Annotated in this window: 23 protein-coding genes; 6 read left to right on the forward strand and 17 right to left on the reverse strand. The window is 65.3% G+C overall.

The window, feature by feature from the left end:
• Positions 1-4: 4 nt before the first annotated feature.
• From GSQ89_RS07035 to GSQ89_RS07050, 4 genes are all read right to left on the reverse strand, one after another.
• Positions 5-541 (reverse strand): chromate transporter, encoded by a 537-nt coding sequence (locus tag GSQ89_RS07035; protein WP_158923404.1) that lies wholly within the window; start codon positions 539-541, stop codon positions 5-7.
• A complete protein-coding gene (locus tag GSQ89_RS07040; RefSeq protein WP_158923406.1) occupies positions 538-1,119 on the reverse strand; it encodes a chromate transporter in 582 nt (193 codons plus the stop codon). Before GSQ89_RS07040 ends, GSQ89_RS07035 begins: the two co-directional genes overlap by 4 nt.
• A 77-nt stretch (positions 1,120-1,196) precedes the next feature.
• Complete coding sequence (locus tag GSQ89_RS07045) at positions 1,197-1,553, reverse strand: winged helix-turn-helix domain-containing protein (RefSeq protein WP_158923408.1); 357 nt, start codon at positions 1,551-1,553, stop codon at positions 1,197-1,199.
• A 65-nt stretch (positions 1,554-1,618) separates the two neighbouring features.
• Complete coding sequence (locus GSQ89_RS07050; protein WP_158923410.1) at positions 1,619-1,960, reverse strand: tRNA-binding protein; 342 nt, start codon at positions 1,958-1,960, stop codon at positions 1,619-1,621.
• A 72-nt stretch (positions 1,961-2,032) separates the two neighbouring features.
• Here GSQ89_RS07050 and GSQ89_RS07055 point away from each other — a divergent pair, with 72 nt between their 5' ends.
• Both GSQ89_RS07055 and GSQ89_RS07060 read left to right on the forward strand, forming a co-directional pair.
• Positions 2,033-3,631 carry a gamma-glutamyltransferase family protein gene (locus tag GSQ89_RS07055; RefSeq protein ID WP_158923412.1) on the forward strand — a complete coding sequence of 533 codons (1,599 nt, stop codon included), beginning with the start codon at positions 2,033-2,035 and terminating at the stop codon, positions 3,629-3,631.
• A 3-nt stretch (positions 3,632-3,634) separates the two neighbouring features.
• Positions 3,635-5,125 carry an amidase gene (locus tag GSQ89_RS07060; RefSeq protein WP_158923414.1) on the forward strand — a complete coding sequence of 497 codons (1,491 nt, stop codon included), beginning with the start codon at positions 3,635-3,637 and terminating at the stop codon, positions 5,123-5,125.
• A 99-nt stretch (positions 5,126-5,224) separates the two neighbouring features.
• Here the strand turns inward: GSQ89_RS07060 and GSQ89_RS07065 are convergent, their stop codons facing one another.
• The 3 genes from GSQ89_RS07065 to GSQ89_RS07075 form a co-directional block, all read right to left on the reverse strand.
• Positions 5,225-6,064 carry a nitroreductase family protein gene (locus tag GSQ89_RS07065; protein ID WP_158923416.1) on the reverse strand — a complete coding sequence of 280 codons (840 nt, stop codon included), beginning with the start codon at positions 6,062-6,064 and terminating at the stop codon, positions 5,225-5,227.
• 277 nt (positions 6,065-6,341) lie between these two features.
• The gene (locus tag GSQ89_RS07070; RefSeq protein WP_216856043.1) at positions 6,342-7,799 is read right to left on the reverse strand and encodes an MFS transporter; all 1,458 of its coding nucleotides are present in this window, start codon (positions 7,797-7,799) and stop codon (positions 6,342-6,344) included.
• A 418-nt stretch (positions 7,800-8,217) separates the two neighbouring features.
• On the reverse strand, positions 8,218-8,733 hold the full coding sequence (locus tag GSQ89_RS07075; RefSeq protein ID WP_254073106.1) for an outer membrane protein assembly factor BamE: 516 nt from the start codon (positions 8,731-8,733) through the stop codon (positions 8,218-8,220).
• A gap of 173 nt (positions 8,734-8,906) precedes the next feature.
• On the opposite strand from GSQ89_RS07075, the gene GSQ89_RS07080 reads away from it, so the two are divergent.
• The 3 genes from GSQ89_RS07080 to GSQ89_RS07090 all read left to right on the forward strand — a co-directional run bounded on the left by GSQ89_RS07080 (position 8,907) and on the right by GSQ89_RS07090 (position 12,183).
• On the forward strand, positions 8,907-9,446 hold the full coding sequence (locus tag GSQ89_RS07080) for a ubiquinol-cytochrome C chaperone family protein (RefSeq protein WP_158923418.1): 540 nt from the start codon (positions 8,907-8,909) through the stop codon (positions 9,444-9,446).
• Positions 9,443-9,928 (forward strand): DUF177 domain-containing protein, encoded by a 486-nt coding sequence (locus GSQ89_RS07085; protein WP_158923420.1) that lies wholly within the window; start codon positions 9,443-9,445, stop codon positions 9,926-9,928. The genes GSQ89_RS07080 and GSQ89_RS07085 overlap by 4 nt, the downstream gene beginning before the upstream one ends.
• 197 nt (positions 9,929-10,125) lie before the next feature.
• The gene (locus tag GSQ89_RS07090; protein ID WP_158923422.1) at positions 10,126-12,183 is read left to right on the forward strand and encodes a BTAD domain-containing putative transcriptional regulator; all 2,058 of its coding nucleotides are present in this window, start codon (positions 10,126-10,128) and stop codon (positions 12,181-12,183) included.
• Between the two features lie 20 nt (positions 12,184-12,203).
• On the opposite strand, the gene GSQ89_RS07095 is transcribed toward GSQ89_RS07090, so the two are convergent.
• Positions 12,204-12,611 carry a hypothetical protein gene (locus tag GSQ89_RS07095; RefSeq protein WP_158923424.1) on the reverse strand — a complete coding sequence of 136 codons (408 nt, stop codon included), beginning with the start codon at positions 12,609-12,611 and terminating at the stop codon, positions 12,204-12,206.
• Positions 12,612-12,712: 101 nt separating this feature from the next.
• Here GSQ89_RS07095 and GSQ89_RS07100 point away from each other — a divergent pair, with 101 nt between their 5' ends.
• Positions 12,713-13,999, forward strand: coding sequence for a YcaO-like family protein (locus tag GSQ89_RS07100; RefSeq protein WP_158923426.1), 1,287 nt, complete (start codon positions 12,713-12,715; stop codon positions 13,997-13,999).
• A gap of 171 nt (positions 14,000-14,170) precedes the next feature.
• On the opposite strand, the gene GSQ89_RS07105 is transcribed toward GSQ89_RS07100, so the two are convergent.
• The 9 genes from GSQ89_RS07105 to rfbD form a co-directional block, all read right to left on the reverse strand.
• Positions 14,171-15,268 (reverse strand): FAD-binding oxidoreductase, encoded by a 1,098-nt coding sequence (locus GSQ89_RS07105; protein ID WP_158923428.1) that lies wholly within the window; start codon positions 15,266-15,268, stop codon positions 14,171-14,173.
• The gene (locus GSQ89_RS07110; protein WP_158923430.1) at positions 15,265-16,461 is read right to left on the reverse strand and encodes a CaiB/BaiF CoA-transferase family protein; all 1,197 of its coding nucleotides are present in this window, start codon (positions 16,459-16,461) and stop codon (positions 15,265-15,267) included. The genes GSQ89_RS07105 and GSQ89_RS07110 overlap by 4 nt, the downstream gene beginning before the upstream one ends.
• Before the next feature lie 109 nt (positions 16,462-16,570).
• Positions 16,571-16,975 carry a VOC family protein gene (locus GSQ89_RS07115; RefSeq protein WP_158923432.1) on the reverse strand — a complete coding sequence of 135 codons (405 nt, stop codon included), beginning with the start codon at positions 16,973-16,975 and terminating at the stop codon, positions 16,571-16,573.
• A 21-nt stretch (positions 16,976-16,996) separates the two neighbouring features.
• Complete coding sequence (locus GSQ89_RS07120; protein ID WP_158923434.1) at positions 16,997-17,896, reverse strand: VOC family protein; 900 nt, start codon at positions 17,894-17,896, stop codon at positions 16,997-16,999.
• A 24-nt stretch (positions 17,897-17,920) separates the two neighbouring features.
• Positions 17,921-18,388, reverse strand: coding sequence for a DUF1178 family protein (locus GSQ89_RS07125; RefSeq protein ID WP_158923436.1), 468 nt, complete (start codon positions 18,386-18,388; stop codon positions 17,921-17,923).
• A 70-nt stretch (positions 18,389-18,458) separates the two neighbouring features.
• Positions 18,459-18,719 carry a glutaredoxin 3 gene (gene grxC, locus GSQ89_RS07130; protein WP_158923438.1) on the reverse strand — a complete coding sequence of 87 codons (261 nt, stop codon included), beginning with the start codon at positions 18,717-18,719 and terminating at the stop codon, positions 18,459-18,461.
• 5 nt (positions 18,720-18,724) lie between these two features.
• Positions 18,725-19,876 carry a CCA tRNA nucleotidyltransferase gene (locus GSQ89_RS07135; protein WP_158923440.1) on the reverse strand — a complete coding sequence of 384 codons (1,152 nt, stop codon included), beginning with the start codon at positions 19,874-19,876 and terminating at the stop codon, positions 18,725-18,727.
• Positions 19,873-20,121, reverse strand: a complete 249-nt coding sequence (locus GSQ89_RS07140; protein WP_158923442.1) for a hypothetical protein — start codon at positions 20,119-20,121, stop codon at positions 19,873-19,875. Before GSQ89_RS07140 ends, GSQ89_RS07135 begins: the two co-directional genes overlap by 4 nt.
• A 530-nt stretch (positions 20,122-20,651) precedes the next feature.
• Positions 20,652-21,536, reverse strand: coding sequence for a dTDP-4-dehydrorhamnose reductase (rfbD, locus tag GSQ89_RS07145; RefSeq protein ID WP_158923444.1), 885 nt, complete (start codon positions 21,534-21,536; stop codon positions 20,652-20,654).
• Positions 21,537-21,559 lie beyond the last annotated feature (23 nt).

Genomic DNA, 21,559 nt, shown 5'->3' on the forward strand with positions numbered 1-21,559 from the left:
AAGTTCAGGTGATATGAGCGACGATCCCAAGAGACGACGCCGATAGAGAAATGATCGCGGCGCCGAGAATAATCCAGAGCGTGTCGATTTCCGTTGTCAGCAAAAGAGCCAGGCTGACCGCCGCAATTCCCACCGTTACCCAGTCGGTAAGCGCCTGGTGAGCGAGAGGGATAGCCGCCGCGAGTAGAAGGCCGGCGCTCGCCAGCACGACGGCTTGCAAGATCGCCTTGACGCGGGGATGTTCGATATGCCGTCCGGTATAGTGGACGAGGGGGATCACCAGCAGCGCTGGGGTAATCATGGCGAGCCAGCCGGCGATCGCGCCAGGCAGACCAGCGACGAAATAGCCGACGCTAACGACGTAAAGCCCGACCGGTCCGGGTGTGCTTCGCGTAATTACCACGGCTTCGTTAAGTTGCTGGTCGGTCAGCACATGGTAGTGGACCACCAGTGAGTCCTGGATCACCGGCAAGGATGCAAGCCCCGCGAAGGCGGTCACCGTCCCCTTGAGCAGCAGAAGATACAGCAGAACGGCGTTCATGACCGGCCCTCCGGTAGAAACGCGCCCACGACGCCCGCGAGCAGCAGAATGTAGATCGCCGAAACACCCAGGCCGACGTAGGCTCCGAACGCTACCGCCCCGATGATGACAACACGCAGCCGGGCGCCGGCCTTGTAATGGGGCCGCGCAATCGTCCAACTGGTCTTGGCGGTGATCGCCACGGCCGCCGCGACCGCGCCATGGATGGCGGCTTGTGCGATGCGGTTCTGCTGCCACTCGCTGAACAGGCTGGTCAGCACGACCACCATCAACGTGCAGGGGATCGAGGCGGCGAGCAGCGCGCAGATCGCGCCGGGTAAGCGACGCAGCAGCCAGCCGAGGGCCGTGCAGTTGGCAAGCAGATTGGTTCCCGGCGTCAGACGTCCGAGCGCAAAACAGAGGGCGAAGCTATCGTCTGACAGCCAGTGGCGTTTCGTGACCAGCTCCCGGTGCATCACCGCCGAGGTCGCGCTGCCGCCCCCCAAGGTGAAGTTACCGTAGCGAGCAAAAAAATCGATGATCCGCCCGAGGCTGGGAGTTCGCCTGACCTCGCTATCTACCCGCGCTTGATCAATCATCTCGCACCGCTATGTCTTTATGCCATAGCGATACTCAAAAAACGTTCAGGCCGCTAGCCCTGTGGTCTCCTGTGGCCTCATACTTTTTGGATTGGTCCTGTCTTCGCCCGTTGCTCAAGACCGGCGAGATCGGACACAGCGAGGTCCCGCATGGCGGTTTCCAAACGTCGATACCGCCCAAGAATATCTTGCCCGAGCGGCGTCAACACTGCGCCGCCGCCGCGCACGCCGCCGAGGGTCCGCTCGACTGTCGGGGTGATGAATGTCTGGTTAAGGCTATCGATCAGCAGCCATGCACGCTTGTAGTCCATCCCCATTGCGCGTGCCGCCGCAGCAATCGAGCCGGTTGCGTGGATGCTTTCGAGCAAGGCCGCCTTACCCGGGCCAATGCGTGCACCTGAATCCAGCACCAGGGTGATTTGCAGATGGGCCATATCAGAACGTTACGGCATCGATCCAGACGGGAAGCCCGCGCGCCGGTTCCGAACAATCTTCATCCTCAGAACAGCTTCCCCCCATCCGGCACCCGCAGGTCCGGGCGCACCAGCACGACGGCCCCATCCTCGTCCGGCATGCCCAGCGTCAGGACCTCGCTGATGTAGGGGCCGATCTGGCGCGGGGGGAAATTCACCACCGCGCAGACCTGGCGGCCGAGCAACTGGTCGGGGCGGTAGTGGACGGTCAGTTGGGCGCTGGACTTTTTCAGCCCGATCTCCGGGCCGAAATCGATGATCAGCTTGATTGCCGGTTTACGGGCCTCGGGGAAAGGTTTGGCCTCGACGATGGTGCCGACGCGGATGTCGACGGCCTCGAAAGCGTCGTAAGTGATCTGTTCCGCCATTTGTCTGCTCCCTCCGCGTTGCCTTGTCCGTCACCTGGACTATTGTGACGGTTTCTCGACCGAAGGATCACCATGCGCGATTACCAGCTTCCCGGCCGCAGCCCGGTCTATGCCACTCACGGGATGGCGGCAACGTCAATGCCGGCCGCGACGCTGACAGCGCTGGATGTGTTGCGCGCCGGCGGCAACGCGCTGGACGCCGCGGTGGCCGCGGTGGCGGTGCAATGCGTGATCGAGCCGCAGTCCACCGGCATCGGCGGTGACTGCTTCTGCCTCTACGCTCCGGCGGGGACCGGGAAGGTGTTCGCGCTGAACGGGTCGGGCCGAGCGCCCGCGGCGGCGAACATCGATTGGTATGAAAGCCGGCAGATGCGGGCGCTGGAGGCGACCTCGGCGCATTCGGTGACCGTGCCGGGGGCGGTCAACGCGTGGGAAACGCTGCTGAAGGCGCACGGCCGTAAGGGGTTGGATGAGCTGCTGCAACCGGCGATCCGGTTTGCTCAGGATGGCTGGCCGGTGTCTCCGAAAGTGTCCTGGGACTGGGCGCGCGGGGTGGAGAAGCTGCGCAAGGGCGGGTCGACGCCGTTTCTGCCGAATGGTGCCGCGCCGAAGGTGGGCGACATTTTCGCCAATCCGGCGCTGGCGGAGACGCTGCGATCGATCGCTCGGCATGGGGCGAAGGCGTTCTATGAGGGGCCGGTGGCGGCGGACATGGTGGCTACGCTGCGGGAGCATGGCGGGCTGCATACCGAGGAAGATTTTGCGCTTGGCCTCCACAATGCGGAGTTTGTCGATCCGATCACGCTGAACTGGAAGGGTTACGACGTGTACCAGTGCCCGCCGAATGGGCAGGGACTGCTGGTGCTGATGATCCTGGGGATGCTCGGCGGGTTGCCGACGGCGCCGGACGGACCGGCCGGGATTGTGCGTGCGCATCGGCATATCGAGGCGGCTCGGCTGGCGTATCGGGACCGGGATGCGTTCCTGGCCGACCCCGGCCAGGTCGATGTTCCGGTGAAGAAACTGCTGAGTCCGGCGTATCTGGCGGCTCAGCGGGCGCTGATCAGCGATACGGCGGCAATGCCTGTGCTGCCGGCGGCTGGTGAGTCGATGCTGCCGCCGCATAAGGACACGGTTTATTTGTGTGTCGTTGATAAGGACGGCAATGCGTGCAGCTTCATCAACTCGTTGTTTGAGAATTTCGGCAGCGGCATCCTGGCACACAAGTCGGGCGTGATGCTGCAGAACCGCGGGTTCGGGTTCCGGCTGGAACGGGGGCATCCGAACTGTATCGCGCCCAGGAAGCGGCCGATGCACACGATCATTCCGGGGATGCTGATGAAGGACGGACGCGCGGTGATGCCGTTCGGGGTGATGGGCGGGCACTACCAGCCGGTCGGGCAGTCCTGGTTCCTGACCAATTTCCTGGAGTACGGGCTGGATATCCAGCAGTCGATGGATCTGTTCCGGATGTTCCCCACGGGCGGGAAGTTGCAGGTGGAACGGGGCGTCCCTGCTGAACTGGTACGTGAGTTGGCGGCGATGGGGCATATGCCGGAGTCGACGGAACGGCCGCATGGCGGCGGACAGGCGATCTGGATCGACCATCAGCGCGGTTGCCTGGTTGGCGGGTCGGAGCCTCGCAAGGACGGTCTGGCGCTGGGGTATTGAGCGATGGAACCGTGTGAGCTGACAGCGGTCGAGGCTCGGCGGTTGATCGGGACGAAGAAGCTGTCTTCGTCCGAGTTGCTGGCGAGCTGTATTGACCGGATTGAGGCGGTCGATCATGCGGTCAACGCGATGGTTGCCCGGGATTTCGACCGGGCTCGGGTTGCGGCGAAGGCCGCCGATGCGGCGGTGGTTCGTGGCGACCGACTGCCGGCGCTGCATGGGCTGCCGATCGGGATCAAGGATTTGGAGCCGACCGCCGGGCTGCGCACGACTTTCGGCAGCCCTTTGTTCCGCGACAATGTTCCCGCGAAGGACGCTCGGCTGGTCTCGGCGATCCGGGCGGCGGGGGCGATCGTGGTGGGAAAGACCAACACGCCGGAGTTCGGCGCGGGGGCCAATACGCGGAATGCCGTCTATGGGGCGACCGGTAATCCGTTCGATCCGGAAAAATCGTGTGCCGGATCATCCGGTGGATCGGCGGTGGCGCTGGCGACCGGGATGGTGCCGATCTGCCAGGGGTCTGATACCGGCGGGTCGTTGCGTAATCCGGCTTCGTTCTGCGGGATTGTCGGGTTCCGGCCGACTCCGGGGCTGGTGCCGACCGAACGGCGGCCGCATGGGTGGAGCGGGCTGCCGGTGGTGGGTCCGATGGGGCGGACCGTGGCGGATACGGCGTTGCTGCTCAGCGGCATGATCGGGAACGATGCGGGCGATCCGCTGGCGACCACGATTCATGGGAAGACGGTGCGGAAAGCGAAGGATTTCTATCCGCTGGCGCCGATCGATCTTGGCGGGTTGCGGGTCGCGTTGACCCCGGATTTTGGGTTCGCGCCGACGGAGCAGCACATTGCCTCGGTGTTTGGTGAGAAGACCGGGCTGTTCCGGCATGTGTTCGCGCGAGCGGATGATGCGACGCCTGATTGCGCTGGCACGGATGAGGCGTTCGAAGTGCTGCGCGCGCTGACGTTCCTCGCCGCGCATTTGGACAAGGTGCGGAATACGCCGGATCGGGTCGGGCCGAACGTGCGGGCGAATGTCGAGGAGGGATTGCGTTATAACGCCGAGGACATCAGCCGCGCATTCGCGATCCAGACCGCGCTGTATCATCGGTGGCAGTCGTTTTTCGGCCAGTACGATGTGATCCTGACGCCGTCAATCACCATCAGTCCTCGGTCGTGGCGGGAACTGTATCCGGCGGAGATCGACGGTAAGCGGACCCGGACGTATTTCCATTGGCTGGCGATGGCGTATGCGGTCACGGTCGTGGGTCATCCGGCGGTGTCGCTGCCGGTGGGGGTGGACCGGAATGGTATGCCGTTTGGGTTGCAGATCGTGGGGCCTCGGGGTGGGGATGCGCTGGTGTTGCGGGTGGCGGCGGAACTGGAGGCGCTGCTGGCCGGGGACCCGCGGACCGCTCGGCCGGTGCCGGATGTGGCGGCGCTGAAGGTTGCGCCGCCGATCAGTGGGGTTGAGGGGTTCCTGGGGTTCGATTAGGGGTTGTAGGAAGGCGTGGATGGCAGGCCTTCGCCTGCCATGACGATTCTGCAATGGCGTTGATGGCAGGGCTTCGCCTGCCATGACGGGGACCGACCGCTACTTCAGTTCAAAGCCCATGGCGTGCAGCGTTGCGACTTGTTTGTCGCGGCCGGCCATGGCGGCGATCTTGCCCATGCGGCCGATGACGCGCTTGGTCCAGGTGTCGACCGCCATGTCGTTGCGGGTGGAAAATCCGCTCAGCAGGGCGTCGTAGGCGGCGCGGTGGGCTTGCTCGCCGGTCGTGTCGTAGGTGTTGTGGTGGACGATCACGTCCTGGGGAAGGCGGGGTTTGACCTCGGTGGCGCCGGCGGTCGAGGCGTAGCCGACGCACATGCCGAATACACCCATCGCTCCGCTGGGCAGGCCGACGATGCGGGCGACTTCCTGCGGGTTGTTGCGCAGGGCGCCGATGTAGACGCAGGACAGGCCGAGCGACTCGGCGGCCACGGTGGCGTTCTGGGCGGCGAGGGCGGCATCGATGGCGGCGACCAGGAAGGTTTCCTGGTAGGGCATCGTTTCGAGTGTGACGTTTTCCTGGGCGCCCAGCCGCTGATTGCGGGAGATGTCGGCGACCCAGACCAGGAACAGCGGGCATTCCTTGATGTGCTTCTGGTTTGCCGCGACGACCGACAGCGCGGCCTTTTTGTCCGGATCGGTGACGGCGATCACCGACCAGGTCTGCAGGTTGGAACTGGTGGCGGCCGATTGCGCCGCAGCGATCAGCGTTTCCAGCGTGCCCACGGGCAGCGCGTCCGGACGGTAGCCTCGGACGGAGCGGTGCGACAGCAGCAGGCTGAGGTGGTCGTTCCACGGGCCGGCGGCGGGGGCCGCGTCGGCGCCGTAGCGCAAGGCCAGCGAGTCCGCGGCCGTGAGGACGGTGGGTTGGGAGACATCCATGATGAAAGACCTGTTCTACGGTGCCAGGACGCGGTCGGCCTCGGTCAGGCCGGGGTCGCGCGTCCATTCGGGATGGCGGTAAAGCTGCCCGAGACATTGCTGTATGGCAAGATGGACGCTGTAAAATAGTGGGTTAGGTGCGCTCGCTTGCGGCCCGCCATCGCCGATTTGCGGTGCGGGCCTCAAGGCAAGGCGTGGATGGCGTGCCTGCGCACGCCATGACGGGAGGGGCTGGTGGCGGTTGCCTCCGCCTCCAGCCGGTGCGTGGGTTGAGACGCTAATGCGCGATTGCTTCCACCTCCAACCGGTTGGTGCGTGGGCCCAGGGTGGCGACCGACAGGATCACGATCCCCATGCACACCGCGACGAAGGTGAACACACCCGTGGCGCCGAAATCGCGCAGGAAGAACGCGATGAAGAACGGCGTCAGGATGCCGCTCAGCCGGCTCCAGGAATACACGAAGCCGACGCCGCGGGCTCGGATTCGTGTCGGGTACAGTTCCGCCTGGTAGTTGTGCAACCCGTAGGACAGCCATTGCGCCGCCATTGCCAGACAGGCGCCCAGGGCGATCAAAGCCAAGGTGCTGTCGACGCTGGCGAACCAGATACCGAGCACGGCGATGGCGAAGCAGGCCAGGCAGCAGTGCCATTTTCGCTCGATCTTGTCGGCAAACGACATCAGCACCAACGGAAAGGCGACCGCGGCGACGTTGATGATCGTGCTGTACTCCAGGCTTTGGGTGACGTGGATGCCCTTGGCGATCAGCAGCGTCGGCGTCCAGGCGACGAAGCCGTAAAAGCCGACGGTCTGGAAGAAGTTGAACAGCATCAGCATGACCGTGCGCTTGCGGTATTCCGGGCTGAAAATCTCCCACAGGCTGCCTTTGCGCGGATCCTGGTAGTGCGGCACTTCCGGCTCCGGCAGCGGTTTGCCGTAATCGCGGGCGACGCGCGCCTCGATATCCGCCATGACCCGTTCGGCCTCTTCCATGCGGCCCTGCTGCGCCAGCCAGCGCGGGCTTTCGGGCAGGCCGAGCCTGATCCACCAGATCACGACGGCGGCGATCGAGCCGATCCAGGTGACCCAACGCCAGCCGTCATAGCTCCAGATGCTTGTGGGGATCAGTTGCCAGGACAGGAAATAGGACACCAGGAAGGCGATGGCGCTCATGGCCTGCAGGAAGCCGAACGCGGCGCCGCGGGTCTTTTTGGGCACCAGTTCGGACAGGTACGCGTCCACCGTGACCAGTTCGAGGCCGACGCCCAACGCGCTGATGAAGCGCCACAGGTTCACACCGTCGGCAGTGGTCTGCATGCCCATGATGAAGTTGGCGATGCCGAACCACAGAAGCGAGTAAGCGAAGATCGCTCGACGGCCGAAACGATCGGCGATGTAGGAAACGAACAGCGTGGCGATGAAGAACCCGGCGAACAGCGCGGCGACGAAGCTGGCGAAGCCGCTGAGGCCGAAGAAGCTGACGGTGGTCGGGGTGAAGATCTGTGCTTTGAACAGTCCCGGCCCGAGGGCGCCGATCAGGCCGATCGCGTAGCCGTCGAAGAACCCGCCGAAGGTGAGCAGGAGCGCCATGATCCACAACGATCGGGTCATCGGCAGCCGGTCGAGCCGGGCGGTCAGTCTCTCGGCGGCGGTGGTGGTGCGGGTGGAACGTCCGTCCTCGGCGATGCTCATCGTCGGGCCGGTTCCGAGACCGGACATGGGGGGTGGGCTGGCCATTTGGTGTTTCCCTGGACTTGATTCTTTATTGCCGCGGTGTCCGGTGCTGTGGGCACCGGTTCATGCGCGGCAGTGCGTCCGTTGGTGAACGCGCGCGACAAGACTGCGGGCAATCGTGCCGGTATGTAAAGGGTGGGCGTGGCGTCGGTTGTCGGGCATCCGCCGCCGGTGGTGGCTGGCCGGTGTGCGGATGCCCGCATTTCGTCATGAACCGGACGCCAGCCCGATCGGTTACTCCACCGCCACAGGCATGAAACCGCGATCAATGGCCTGCTGGACGGGATCGATTGTCACGGATGAAAAACCACGACTGGGGGTGTTCGGACGCTGAGGAAGCCCGGCCATGGTCAGGCTTGGCTTACGCACCCATTGGGGATGGCGGCAAGGCTGCCCGAGACACCTCCGTGGCAGTTGGCCGCTACATCCCGCTCAGGCCGCTGCCTGGTGCGCCGCCGCCGACGCCGGAACTCGCCCCTGCACCCGTCGGGTTGAAGCGGCCGATATTGCCCAGAAGCTGTTGCAGGAACGATGCCTCGGTTCCTGGCGATGCCGTGGTGCGCGCGATCATCGGGGACGGCAGGGCGGCATCCTTGTCCAGCTTGCCGATGGATTTCAGCACGCCCTTGTCGTCGAAATTCAGCACCACGACGTTCTGGTTCAGCTCACCCAGCACGCGGCCGATGCGCGGCTGGGTCACTTCGGAGATATACAGCCAGGTGTTGTCGTCGAACGTGTCACGCGCGGTGGGCGACCCGATGACCGCCGTGACGTCGGCCTTGGTCGAAGTTCCGAGTACCAGTTCCTTCATCGACTCGGGGTCCACCTTGTTGCCGCGCAACTGCGGTGCCGGCATCAGCCACCCGCAGGAGGACAACAGCAGGCAGGAGATCAGCATCAGCCGGCGGAGAGTGATTGGCCGAAGGGGCGTTGACATGGGTAACTGGTATATCCCGCGAATTTTGGTGACCGGCTGGTTGGATCGGCGGCCGGTGTTATCTATAGGTGCGTGTCACGGTCGCCAAGGCCGTGTCAATGAGCATGCGGCCATCTGGTCGTTGAAATGAGCCCGCGGCCGTCTTGGCCGTGGCAATGAGCATAGAGGTGTGATTGGCCGGTTTCCTTCGCAGACGCGGCAAACACGAACGGGCCGCCTTCCAGCTTTACGGTTCGGCGGTTGCCGCGGCACGCGATCCTTACCTGTTTGCGACCTTGGGTGTGCCGGATACGCTGGACGGGCGGTTCGACGCCATCGTCCTGTACGTTTATCTGATCGTCCGCCGCCTGGACGGCGAACCCGAACCGGGTGCGACGCTGGCCCAAGCGGTGTTTGACGCCATGTTCCTGGATATGGACATCAATCTGCGGGAAATGGGCGTGGGCGATCTGTCCGTCGGCAAGCGCAATCGCGCGATGTGGGAGGCTTTTCACGGCCGCAGCGCAGCCTATGCCGCGGTATGGGAGGACGCGCCGGCCTTGGAGGCCGCGATTGCCCGGAATTTCTGGCGCGGCGCCGAACCGCCGGCCGGTTCGCCGGCTGCGCTGGTTCGGCTGGCCGGAAGCCAGGCTGCTTGCCTCGCCGCGCAGGCACTGGACGTGCTGTCGCGGGGCGACATCCGGTTCCTGCCGGCGGAGGAGGCGGCGCGATGATCCCCGAATTTCACCGGCCGCTGTCGTTGGATCGCGTCGGACCGCAGGGGCTGGATATGACAGTCGAGGCCACCCAGGCCGAGTGTGCCGCGCTGGCTGAACGGATGAAGCTGCCGGCGGTGCTGGCGCTGACCTGCACGTTCCACCTGATCCGCGAGGGGCGGGACATCGTCCAGGCGCGCGGCGTGCTGCGGGCCGAGATCACGCAAACGTGTGTCGTCAGTCTGGAAGACTTCGATGCGCCGGTGGAGGAGGTTTTTCAGGTCCGCTTCGTCCCGTCGGGCGAGGAATCCGACGATATCGACCCGGACTCCGACGACGAGATCCCGTTCGAGGGCAACCAGATCGACCTGGGCGAAGCGGCGGTGGAGCAACTCGGGCTGGCGTTGGATCCGTATCCGCGGATGTCAGGAGTCGAGATGCCGGCAGCGGAAGATGAGCCGGACCCACATCCGTTCGCGGCATTACGCCGTTTGAACTGAGGCGGGAATTACGCGTAGGCAAAGGGGTGGCCGCCGTGGTCCGCCGAGTTCGATACCTGCGATTACTCCACCAATCTTGATCGGAAAGGCGCACGGTTGCGTCGGGGTCAAGGCATCGCTCTTGCATGCCGGGTCCCTTTGATCGGGTTGACCGCGAAAGGACATCGCGCTTCGATGGCATCGGCGGGAGTAGGTAAATGGCGGATATGGAACGGGGGGACGGCGCCGTGGACACGGTGTTGCGGATGCGGCTGTTCGGGCCTGCATCTTTCGTCATTGGGGGGCGGGAGCTTCGTTTCAAAAGCTTGAAACTGCGCGCGGCGCTTGGCTACATCGCCCTGAGCGAGTCGCAGACCGAGACGCGTGAACGGTTGGTCGGCCTGCTGTGGAGCGAGTCGGGCGAAGAACATGCCAGGGCCTCGCTGCGCCAGAATATCCGGGAATTACGTGTTACCTTGCAGGGTCTGAACCATGACGGCCTGCACATCGTCGCCCGCGAGATCGGTTTCGAGTTCGGGACGGTCGAGGTGGATGTCCTGACGGCCATCAAGACAGCCGAAGCCGGCCAGGTTCATCCGCTGCTGTTGGAACGGCGCAATCTGGCGGCCGATCTGCTGGCCGGGCTGGAAGACCTGGATCCGTCCTTCCGGTCGTGGCTGCTGGCGAAGCGGCAGACGGTGCATGACCGGCTGCTGCGCGCGCTGGAGGCGGCGCTGGCCGACGAAGCCAATGATCTGACCGCGCAGGGGAACCTGGCGCAGGCCATCCTGAACCTCGACCCGACGCATGAGGATGCCGCGCGCCGGCTGATGCGGGCTCGGGCGATGATGGGCGACACGGCGGGGGCGCTGCGCGTCTACAAGGCGCTGTGGGACCTGCTGGACGACGATTACGGCATGGAGCCGGCGGAGGCGACGCAGAAGCTGGTCGCCGACATCAAGACCGGGTTGTTGGAACCGGCGGAGCCGGCGGCGGCGAAGCCCGCCGCCCTGCCGGTGCCGGCTCGCACACCCGATCCGGCGTCGGTCCGGACGCGCGAGACCCGCCTGTGGCTGTTTGTGCAGAATGTCGCGCTGCGGGAAGTCGATCCCGGCAAGGCGCATCTGGTGATGGAGTTCCGGCAGCACCTGATTGCCTCGCTGGTTCGCTTCCGGGAATGGCAAATCACCGATCCGCCGGTTTCGATGCCGACGGCCGAACCAACGCCCGGGACCGCCGGACGCTACGACGTGCAAATGGTCGCCTACCAGATCGGCAACGGCGTGAACATGATGATCACGCTTAAGGAGGTCGATTCGGGGCTGTATGTCTGGAGCCAGAATTTCGAACTGAATCTGGAGAACTGGTTCGTCGTCCAGCGGCAGGTGGTGTCCCGCATCGCAATGGGGCTGAATGTCCATCTGTCCGCCGAACGATTGCGGCGATTTTCGGACAGCCCGGACGTCTCGCTCGCCCTGTACGATCGCTGGCTTCGGTGCCAGACGCAACTCCGTACGTTCAATCCGATTGTTTGGAGCCGCCTCAAGGAGCAGTTCAAGGAGATCGTTCGTGAGGCTCCAGCGTTCGGGCCGGCTTATCAGGGTTTGGCCGGCCTGGAGAATCTGGAACACATCACCCATCCCGGCGTGTTTCGGACGCCCGATCGGGAGAGGAGCGCGTTGAGTTACGCGCGTGAGGCGGTCCGATTGGACCCGTCGGATGCGCATGCCCATCGCTGCATGGCCTGGTCCAACAGTCTGATCAAGCAGTTCGATCAGGCGATCATGCACGTCGAGGTGGCGCATGAACTGAATCCCAATGATTCCTGGTTCACCATCTCGGCTGCCAACCTGCTGGCATTTTGTGGAGAACTCGAACGCGCTTCGGAATTCGCGGCGCTTGCGATGGATAAGGTTTTGGCGCCCAGCCCGAGCCATTGGGCGTATCGTGCCGAGATCCATTATCTGTGCGGCGATTATGAGGCCGCGATCCATGCGGCGGACTTGTCGCGCAACGTCATTCCCGACATTCCCGCTTGGCGCGCCGCTGCGTATGCCATGCTCGGCCGATCGGCGGAGGCAAAGGCGGAGGCCGACCATTTCATCGAGAGCATCCGGGCAAGCTGGTACGGGTCCCAGCCGCCGACGCCCGAGGCAATCATGAAATGGCATCTGCACATTCACCCAATTCGCCGTCGCGAAGAGTGGAGCCATCTCCGCGACGGATTGGCCGCTGCTGGTTTGCCGACCGAGTCGATCGAACATGGCGTCTGGTAGGCAAACCGAGCCCGACGCCACTACTCGCAGTTGTTGATCGTGTATTCACCAATACGGCACGCGGTGAGAAGTGTGTTTTCGTCGGCCGTGAAGGACTTTCGCGAGCCGGTGTAGACGGCATCATAGAATGTCGGAAGCGGGTAGGGTTGGCCGGCAACGGCGGTCTTGCGTCCCTCCTTCATCATCGCCTCGGTCGGCAGCAGCATGATCAGGGGATCGTCGTTGCCGTACTGATAGAACTGCACTTGCCGGTCTGGTGCGCCGTAGACGCTGGCACCCTTGATGCCATGAGCCGTCATCTGGTTCACCAGCTTCCCGGTATCCGTGGGTCGCGGATGCAGGTTGCAGATCCACAATTCGACAAGTTCGCCCCACAGGCGCCAGTTTTCCTCGGTATCGTCGAAATCGACCTTCATGGGGGTTTTCATGTTTGTTGCTCCACCTTTTGCCGAACAGCAGATATTTAGCTCATATGGCCGAAATGAACAATGAGGCTTCAACCGTGATTCGAGCGTGATTGGAAATGCCGGTGGCAGGCGTCGAAACCTCTTTCGCCGATCGGTTGCGGGCGGCGGCAACTGCTTTGGCCGGGGCGTCTGGTGCAGCCGATTTGTTACGCATCCTGGGATACGGGGATGGTGACGTCGGCGCAACCGACGGTCGTGTCCGGATGCTGCGGGCTGCCGCGCTATTTCGCCGGCTGTTCCGGTGGCCGATGCCGGATGCACCGGGTCTGACGTTCTTTGGCGCCGAGGCTGATCCCGCGTGTCTGGGACTGCATGATGCGGGATTGCCGGTCGGCGGTGCCGCCGGTTCGGGGCTGGATCCGCGGCATGCTTTCGAGTCCTGTGTGGGCGAGGGCATCGAGTACCTCAGCCAGTTCGCGCAGCCGGACGATCGGTTTGGCGCGTGTCCGGAGACGCTCGATCCCGGGGTGCGCGGCTTTGTCGAGGCGGTCCTGTCAGCGTGCGGCGTGCCCGCCGATCGTGCCATCGACTGGATGCCGGTGCGGCGGCTGACGGATAGTGCGGTGTCATGGTATCCGGCCGATCTGTGCCTGCGACGGGCGGCGCGCGATTTCGTTCCGCCGATGAAGTTGAGCACCGGGTGTGCCGCCGGAGCGACGCGTGAGGCCGCGACGCTGCGGGGCTTGCTGGAACTGATCGAGCGCGATGCCGTGGCGTTGTGGTGGCGGGGTGGCCGCCGCGGCCGTTCGATGCCGGTTGCTGGTGAAACCACCACATTGTTGGATCGAGTTCGGGCCGGGCAAGGCGGCCGGGAGACCACGTTGCTGGATCTCACCAGCGATCTTGGCATCCCGGTGGTCGCGGCGTTTTCCACCCGCCCCGATGGCCACGGTTTCGCGCTCGGAATGGCGGCGCGGGTTGATTTCGCGGATGCTGCCCGTTCGGCGATTTTCGAGATGTGTCAGTCGGAACTCAGCCTGCATGTGATCGCGGCGAAGCAGCGTGAAGCGGGGCAGGCGGCGTTGAATGAGAGTGATCTGCGGCAGTTAACGCGGGCGTCGTCACTGAACCCGAACGGGTGTTTGTTGTTGCGACCTGATGATGAGGCGCCGGCGCCTCGGGTTGTTTCCGGAGAAACTGTTGATGCGATGGTTAGCCGGTTGGCGGAACGCGGGATTGTTGCATGGTCGGTTGATCTAACCCGGCCGGCGTTCGGGGTGCCGGTGGTACGTGTGATTGCACCGGGATTGCAGTTGGAACCTTGCGAGATCGTCGGTGATCGGTTGGCCCAAGCTATCGGTGAGACCGGTGGGGGTGCGCAATATTCGGGTGGTGTGGCGTTGTTGTAGGGTGTTGTTGCCTGTGAAACAAAGGCGTGGATGGCGTGCCTTCGCACACCATGACGGTTACGCGACGGTGCCCAGGCCCGATGGATGGGGATTGCCGCGAATGCCTATGGGGCCTGACCCGACGTCGCTCCGCCCCTTGCAATGATAGGGGTGGGGAGAACTGCTGGCTCGTTATGCGACGGCGGTTTGGTTGAACCGGGTGCTGGCGAATGGCGAGAGGGCGTCCGGCAGGGTGCCGCCCAGGATCGCCGGGGCCAGGGCTAGGGCGTGCGCGCCGGCCAGGGTTACGCCGCTGTGGCACGTCGCGGCGAAGGCGCCGGGGAAGCGTTCGGATTGTTCGTAGATCGGGAAGCCGTCTGGCGACATGACTCGTAGTGCGGCCCACATGCGGATGATGGATGCGTCCTTCAGCGCGGGGAAGATGCGTGTGTTGCGGTCGGCGATCTGCTTCAGTACTGCGACTTTGGTGGTGATGTCGAAGCCTACGTCCTCCTGGCTGTCGCCGAGCATGACGGTGCCTTCGTCGGTTTGCCGCAGGACGTGGGTGGGGTAGTCGATCAGCTTGCGCATCCGTTCGGTGACGATGATCTGCCCTTGCAACGGAGATACCGGCATGTGCAGGCCGACCATCGGTGCCAGGTCTCGGCTGCCCAGGCCGGCGGCGATGACGATGCGGGGGGCGATGTATGTTTCTTCACCGGTTCGGACTGTGAACAGGCCTGGCCTTGCATCGATGTGGGAGACTTTGCGGTTCGGCCGGTAAGTCAGTGTCTGGTGCAGGGCTTTCAGCAGGTGCAGCGGGCTGGCGTGGCCGTCGATCGGGCAGAAGCTGGCGCCGGTGACCTCATCGCCGAGGCCGGACACCATCGTGCGGACCTCTTCGCGGGACACCATGCGGGTGCCGATGTCGCCGCTTTCGTTGTGCATGCGGTGGATCAGGGCGGCGCGTTGGTCGAACTCCTCATCGGACAGGCAGAAGGCCAGGCCGCCGGGCTGGTGCAATGCCGTATCGGTTCCGGTGGCGGCATGCAGGCGGGCGGCGAGGTCCGGCCACAGCGCCGCCGACTGGCGGGTCCACTGGGCATAGGGCGGCATGCCGGCGCCTTTGCTCTGCACCCACACCAGCCCGAAGTTGCCCCGAGCGGCTCTGTAGGCGATGTCGCCTTCGTCGAGCAGGACGACGGAGGCGCCCTTGGCCTGCGCGCCCCAGGCGATGGCGCCACCGACCAGGCCGCCGCCGATGACGATCAGGTCGTGGGTCTCGGTCATTGCGCGCCGTCCACGATGACGCCGGCGGCCGCCATCCGGGTGATCTCGGCGTCGGGGTAGCCGAGTTCCAGCAGCACCGGGCGGCTGTGTTCGCCCAGCATCGGCGGCGGGGTGCCGGGCTGGCGCGGGGCACCGTCGAACACGATGGGCTGGCCGATGGTCTTGATCGGGCCGAGGACGGGGTGCGGATATTCCATAACCAGGCCGCGGGCGGCGGTGTGCGGGTGGTCCAGCACGTCCTTCAGGGTGTTGATTGGGGCGCAGGGCACGCCGAGGCCGGTCAGCAGCTCGATCCAGGTGTCGCGCGAGCGGGTGCGTACGATGTCCTGTACGATCCCTACGGTCAGTTCCCGATTTGCCGCTCTGTCCGGGCTGGTGCGGAAACGCGGGTCGTCGGCGAGGTCGTCGCGCTCTACCGCCTTGCAGAAGCGGCGCCATAGGTTGTCGTTGGCGACGCCGATCAGGAGGGGGGCGTCGGCGGCCTCGAACGCCTGGTAGGGCACCAGGGATTCGTGGCCGGAACCGCATTTGTCGGGCAGCACGCCTTTTTCCCAGTAGACGTGGAAGTTGTAGTTCAGGAACGACATGGCGGTTTCGTAGAGGGAGACTTCGAGTTGTGTGCCCTCGCCGGTCTGGCCGCGTTTGATCAGGGCGGCCATGATGCCGGACACGGCGTGCAGGCCGGTGGTCTGGTCGATGGGGGAGAACGGGCTGCGAATGGGTGGGCCGCCTTCTTCGCCGGTCATGCCCATGATGCCGCTGAACGCCTGCAGGATGACGTCGTAGCCCAGTGCGTGGCCCAGCGGACCGGTGCGGCCGAAGCCGGAGATGCTGCAGTAGATCAGGCGGGGGTTCAGGGCTTGCAGGGCCGGGTAGCCGATGCCCAGGCGTTCGGCGACGCCGGTGCCGTAGCTCTCGATCACCACGTCGGCTTTGGCGGCCAGCTTGTGGATGATGGCCTGGCCCTCCGGGGTTTTCAGGTCCACCGCCAGGCTGCGCTTGTTGCGGTTGACGCTGAGGAAGATGGCGCCGGTCTGGTCTCGGAAGGGTGGCCAGCGGCGGGTGTCGTCACCGATCTGGCAGGGTTCGACCTTGATGACCTCGGCACCGAGGTCGCCGAGGTATTGTGTGCAGAGTGGCCCGGCCAGAACCTTGGTCAAGTCCAGGATGCGGATGCCGGTTAGGGGTTTCATCGATTGGGGTCCTGCCATCTGTCTGACGCGCGATGCGAATGCCGCCTCGTTCGGAAGAACCGTAACGCGGACTCTGTGGGGATGAACATCCGCTAGCGTGGCGAATGCGTTACCCCTGGACGATGACCATCCAGCCCACGCCGAACCGATCGGTCAGCATCCCGAACGATGACGCGAAAAACGTCTTTGCCAGCGGCATTGTCACCGTTCCACCGTCTGCCAGCGCGGCGAATGTCTTCTGTGCGGCGGCGTCGTCGGCCGGCGATACGGCCAAGGAAAAGCCTTGGAACGACGGCTTGCCCTGGCACATGCCGTCGGACATCAGCACCTCGGTCTCGCCGATGCGCACGGAGGCGTGCATCACCTTGTCGTCGGAGGCCGGTGGCTGCGATGTGGCGACTGGGCTGTCCTTGTAGTGCATCAGCATCTGGACCTCGGCGCCTACCGCCCGGTGGTAGAAATCGATCGCCTCCTGGCAGCGGCCGTCGAAAAACAGGTAGGGCTGGACTTGCATGTTGCGCTCCCTTCGTTGGTTTCAGATCGGATCGCGCTGCACCAGGTGGAACAGCACGCCGCCGAAGCTGGCGGGATGGATGAAGCCGATGCGGGCTCGGCGGGATCCCGGGCGGCCGATCCGGTCGATCATCCTGGCACCGGATTGTTCCAGCGCGCCGAGTGCTTCGTCGATGTCCGGCGTCTTCAGGGCCACGTGGTGCAGTCCCGCGCCTTGGGCCGCGATGAATTTGGTGATCGCGCCCTGATCCTGCCGCGTGGTTCCCGCTGTCCCGTGCCCCAGCGCGGCGCCGTGGGAGGGATCGAAGTTTTGTAGGAATTCCAGGTCGCAATCGCCTGCTGTCAGGAAGGCGACGCGCAGGCCGCCGACCACCCGAGGCGTGCGGGAATGGTAGACTACGCCGTATTTGTCGGAGGTAAAACTTTCGAGCACGGTCTCGACTTCGACGTCGGTCTGCTGGCTTTCCACGGGCAGCCCCAACCGGCCGTTGAACAGGGCGATGGCGGCCTGGTTGTCCGCGCTGGCGATGCCCAGGTGGTCGATTCGCTCGATCAGTGGTGTGCTGCTGTGGGCGATGTCCAGTCTGGGTGTCAGAAAGACCCGCACGCCGGCGGTTTCCATGATGGGCAGCGGCTGCCGGATGCCGCCGCCTAGGGCGGTCCTGGGCGCATCGGTCGTGGGTGGGGGGGCGCCGGGGTCCAGCCCGATATGATGCACGCCGGTGCGGGTTTCGCCGTCGACGAAACGGCTGCCGGGTGCGAACAATGCCAGCGCCGACTGGCCGGCGGCGAAGACGGGGACGTCACCGTCCTCGGTGGGGCAAAGGGATTGGCGCAGACCCAGGACGTCGCCCAGCAGATGGGAGGCGGCCGCGGTGTCGCGGGTGATCAGGGCGACATAGGTCAGCTTCGGTTCGGTCATCGCCTCCCCAAGCGTTTGGCGGTTTCAGCCGTCGGCGCGGGGTACCCAGGGGATGCGGGAGACGGAGATGCCTTCCTCGGCCAGGCTTTCCGCCTGTTCGTCGGAGGTTTCGCCGTAGATGGCCTTGGGTTCGGCCTCGCCGCGGTGCATGGCGCGCGCCTGGTCGGCGAAATCGGGGCCGACATAGTCGCAGTGCTTTTCCACCTCGGCGCGCATGCGCTGCAGGGCGGCGACCATGCGGGCCGGCAGGCGGACGGCCGGGACATTCTCGGGCGGCGCGGCAGACGGAGCGGGCGGTGGTGCTTCGACGACAGCCGGGACCGCCTCGCGGCGGCCCAGGGCGGGGGCCATCAGTGCGCGCTCGATATCGGTGCCGCCGCATTCGGGGCACTCGATCAAGCCGCGTTTGGCCTGCTTCTCGAAGCTGGCGCTATCCTTGAACCAGCCATCGAATCCGTGGGCCTGGCCGCATCGCAACTGGTAGTGAATCATTCCTGGCCCTGACAGAGACCCAATTTCAAACGGTAATCTGGCACTCCTGCCACGTGAGTGCCAGCGGATTTCATGTCAATCCCAACATAGTGTCGAGTTTTCCTGCGCGGTCCAATGCCATCAGGTCGTCGCAGCCGCCGACGTGCTGGCCGCCGATGAAGATCTGCGGGGCGGATGTGCGGCCGCCGGAGCGCTGCCGAGCCTCGGCTCGGGCGGTGGAGCCTTGGGGGGCGTCGATCTCGCGGAACGGGACGCCTTTGGTGTTCAGGATGTGCATGGCGCGCTCGCAATACGGGCACCAGGCTTGGGTGTAGATTTCGATATCCGGCATGTGTGTCACCTCTTGCCCTCCATCTTGGTCACGTTTGCGAGACGCGCAAGTTCTGCCAGGCATGCGGTTCGATTTGCGGTGCAGCCGCCGTCCATCCACCATTGGCGCACAGTGCGCAGCAGGGCACCGACGGCGGGGCCGGCGGGGATGCCTTGGGCCACGACGTCGCGGCCGATCAGCGGGAAGACGGGGCGGGTCATGGCGGACAGGCGTTGCCGGGCGTCGGGGCTGGCGTCCAGCCATGTGCGGTCGATCAGGTCGGTTTTGTGGTGGTCGGCGAGCAGGCGGCGCAGATCGGCGTCGGAGCCGGTGGTGTGTGGCGTTGCCAGCAGGCGCAGCAGGCGGTCGCGGTCCTCGTTGGATAGTTTCAGCCGGGTTGCGAGGCCCAGGGCGTCGCCGGTCAGCATCGCGGCCAGGCGCAGCACCGGGTCGGTGGGTAGGCCGGCCAGGCGGGTGACGGCGGCGGCCTCGGGTACTGCTGCTTGCCAGATGCCGAGTTGGTTCATCAGTTCGACAGCGTTGGCCGGATCCGGAGCGGCGAGGATGAGGCGTATTTCGTGCCAGACGCGCTCGATCGATAGCGTGGCCAGGCCGGGGATGCCGGTTCGCAGTGCTGTTAGCGTGTCGGGATCGGGCGGCATGCGGCCAAAGCGGGCGAAGAAGCGGAAGAAGCGGAGGATGCGCAGGTAGTCCTCGGCGATGCGGGTGGCGGCGTCGCCGACGAAGCGGATGCGGCCGGCGGCGAGGTCGGTGGTGCCGTCGAAATAGTCGAACACCGCACCGTCGCGGGTCATCGACATGGCGTTGATAGTGAAATCCCGGCGTGAGGCGTCCTCGCGCCAGTCCGTGGTGAAGGCGACGGTGGCGTGGCGGCCGTCCGTCTCTATGTCGCGGCGTAGGGTGGTGACCTCGAACCCGCGGCCGTCGACCACGGCGGTGACTGTTCCGTGCGACAGGCCGGTCGGGACGACTTTGAGGCCGGCGCGCTTCAGGGTCTGGGTGACGGCGTTTGGTGGGTCGGGGGTCGCGAGGTCGAGGTCCGCCACGGGCCGTCCCGCCAGGGCGTCGCGCACGGCGCCGCCGACGACGCGGGCGTGCGGCAGGGCGTCCCAGATCCTGGCCAGGGCGGGGTCGGTCAGGAAATCGGCGCGAGTCATGGGGATGCCGCCGGGTGGCCTTCGATGATGCGGCCGTTCTGCATGACAGCGGGGACGTAGGCTTGGTGCCCATCCTCGGCATCGAGATGCGAGGTCCAGAGCAGTGCCGCCAGCATCAGCCCGACGAAGACGGCCAGGCCGTAGATCAGGCCGGGCGGCGGCAGGGGGGAAGGGAACCACAGGCGCCATGCCGCGAACGCCACGAAGGGGGTGAGGAAGAGTATGATCTCGATGAGACGCGGCATCGGACGCCAAATTCCTCATTTCCGTTTGGTGGTCGTCGCGCGGCGTTGGAGCGGCTTGGGGCCGGAGTGGAGGTATGTCGGGACGAGAGTGCCGCCGTGCCTCGGTTCTCGCAATCGGGGGCGGTGGCAGGGGGCGGCGCCTGGCTGAGGGCGGGCGGGTGACGAAAGCGGGAGTCGGTCTGATCTCAGCATCCGTTGCGTCGGGAGAGGCGCTTCTCCGGCGGTGCCCTATTCGGTTTGCCGCCGGGTTCGCGATCGCCAATTCAACGCCAAGACGCCAATGTCTGGTGGCCACGCACCACGCCTGACAGTCTGCCTCCGGACGAGCATCCCAAATCTTGGCGTTCTTGGCTTCTTGGCGTTGAATTGGACGGTGCGACCGTTCGGAGTGTCCGAATGTCGCTTTGACTTGGCCCAGGTTATGCCCGGACGGCCAGCGCCGAAGCGGCTTCTTACAGGTGGGCCGTGACGGGAGCGAGAGTGGCGCGCGGCGGGCAGCCGTTACAGGTCTTGATCGAATGCTTTGTTTATCAGGGCGGCGCGGTTGCGAAAATCGTCTTCACCGTCCGGGTCAGGCTGTCGCGCCAGGGGGGCAGGCGGACGCCGAAAACGTCGTGCAGCCGGGTGCAGTCCAGCCTGGAGTTGGCGGGGCGTTTGGCCGGGGTCGGATATTCGGCGCTGGTGATCGGGGCGACCTCCGGCACGGTGGCACCGTGGCGGCTTGCTTCCTCGAACGCGGCGACGGCGAGGCCGAACCATGTGGTCGCGCCTGTGCCGGCGGCGTGGAAAATACCCTGGTAGGCTGGTTGCCATCCCGTCGCATCCACCCGAGCGATCACGCTCAGGATGGCGTCGGCGAGGTCGGCGGCGGTGGTTGGGCAGCCGTGTTGGTCGGCGACCACGGTCAGCCGCGGCCTGGTCTTGCCCAAGGTCAGCATGGTGCGGACGAAATTCTTGCCGGTGGCGGCGTAGACCCAGGCGGTGCGCAGGATGATCGCATTGGCCCCGGATTCCAGCACTGCCTGCTCGCCCGCCAGTTTGCTGGCGCCGTAGACGCCCTGCGGTGCCACCGGGTCGGTTTCGACATAGGGGGCCGGTTTGGCGCCGTCGAAGACGTAGTCGGTGGAGATGTGGATCAGCGGAACGTCGGCCTCGGCGCACAGGCGGGCCAGGGTGGCCGGTCCGTCGCGGTTGGCGCGATAGGCGGCGTCGGCGTTGGTCTCGGCTGCGTCCACTGCGGTGTATGCGGCGGCGTTGATCACCAGCCGGGGGGCTGTTGTGCGAAATGCGGCCTCGATCGTCTCGGGGTGGTCGAAGTCGAAGGCCGGACGGCCGACGCGGTGGATGCCGGGGGCGGTCGCGAGGGCGGAGGCGAGTTGGCCGGTGCCGCCGGTGACCAGGATGGGGGCGGTCATGGCTGGGCGCGCCCTGACGGTTC

Source organism: Acidisphaera sp. S103 (assembly GCF_009765975.1).
Lineage (GTDB): Bacteria > Pseudomonadota > Alphaproteobacteria > Acetobacterales > Acetobacteraceae > Rhodopila.

Bases quoted from the DNA above. Each gene is read 5' to 3' on its own strand.
- GSQ89_RS07035 (WP_158923404.1), bottom strand. From the start codon at position 541: ATGAACGCCGTTCTGCTGTATCTTCTGCTGCTCAAGGGGACGGTGACC.
- GSQ89_RS07040 (WP_158923406.1), bottom strand. From the start codon at position 1,119: ATGATTGATCAAGCGCGGGTAGATAGCGAGGTCAGGCGAACTCCCAGC.
- GSQ89_RS07045 (WP_158923408.1), bottom strand. From the start codon at position 1,553: ATGGCCCATCTGCAAATCACCCTGGTGCTGGATTCAGGTGCACGCATT.
- GSQ89_RS07050 (WP_158923410.1), bottom strand. From the start codon at position 1,960: ATGGCGGAACAGATCACTTACGACGCTTTCGAGGCCGTCGACATCCGC.
- GSQ89_RS07055 (WP_158923412.1), top strand. From the start codon at position 2,033: ATGCGCGATTACCAGCTTCCCGGCCGCAGCCCGGTCTATGCCACTCAC.
- GSQ89_RS07060 (WP_158923414.1), top strand. From the start codon at position 3,635: ATGGAACCGTGTGAGCTGACAGCGGTCGAGGCTCGGCGGTTGATCGGG.
- GSQ89_RS07065 (WP_158923416.1), bottom strand. From the start codon at position 6,064: ATGGATGTCTCCCAACCCACCGTCCTCACGGCCGCGGACTCGCTGGCC.
- GSQ89_RS07070 (WP_216856043.1), bottom strand. From the start codon at position 7,799: ATGGCCAGCCCACCCCCCATGTCCGGTCTCGGAACCGGCCCGACGATG.
- GSQ89_RS07075 (WP_254073106.1), bottom strand. From the start codon at position 8,733: ATGTCAACGCCCCTTCGGCCAATCACTCTCCGCCGGCTGATGCTGATC.
- GSQ89_RS07085 (WP_158923420.1), top strand. From the start codon at position 9,443: ATGATCCCCGAATTTCACCGGCCGCTGTCGTTGGATCGCGTCGGACCG.
- GSQ89_RS07090 (WP_158923422.1), top strand. From the start codon at position 10,126: ATGGCGGATATGGAACGGGGGGACGGCGCCGTGGACACGGTGTTGCGG.
- GSQ89_RS07095 (WP_158923424.1), bottom strand. From the start codon at position 12,611: ATGAAAACCCCCATGAAGGTCGATTTCGACGATACCGAGGAAAACTGG.
- GSQ89_RS07105 (WP_158923428.1), bottom strand. From the start codon at position 15,268: ATGACCGAGACCCACGACCTGATCGTCATCGGCGGCGGCCTGGTCGGT.
- GSQ89_RS07110 (WP_158923430.1), bottom strand. From the start codon at position 16,461: ATGAAACCCCTAACCGGCATCCGCATCCTGGACTTGACCAAGGTTCTG.
- GSQ89_RS07115 (WP_158923432.1), bottom strand. From the start codon at position 16,975: ATGCAAGTCCAGCCCTACCTGTTTTTCGACGGCCGCTGCCAGGAGGCG.
- GSQ89_RS07120 (WP_158923434.1), bottom strand. From the start codon at position 17,896: ATGACCGAACCGAAGCTGACCTATGTCGCCCTGATCACCCGCGACACC.
- GSQ89_RS07125 (WP_158923436.1), bottom strand. From the start codon at position 18,388: ATGATTCACTACCAGTTGCGATGCGGCCAGGCCCACGGATTCGATGGC.
- grxC (WP_158923438.1), bottom strand. From the start codon at position 18,719: ATGCCGGATATCGAAATCTACACCCAAGCCTGGTGCCCGTATTGCGAG.
- GSQ89_RS07135 (WP_158923440.1), bottom strand. From the start codon at position 19,876: ATGACTCGCGCCGATTTCCTGACCGACCCCGCCCTGGCCAGGATCTGG.
- GSQ89_RS07140 (WP_158923442.1), bottom strand. From the start codon at position 20,121: ATGCCGCGTCTCATCGAGATCATACTCTTCCTCACCCCCTTCGTGGCG.
- rfbD (WP_158923444.1), bottom strand. From the start codon at position 21,536: ATGACCGCCCCCATCCTGGTCACCGGCGGCACCGGCCAACTCGCCTCC.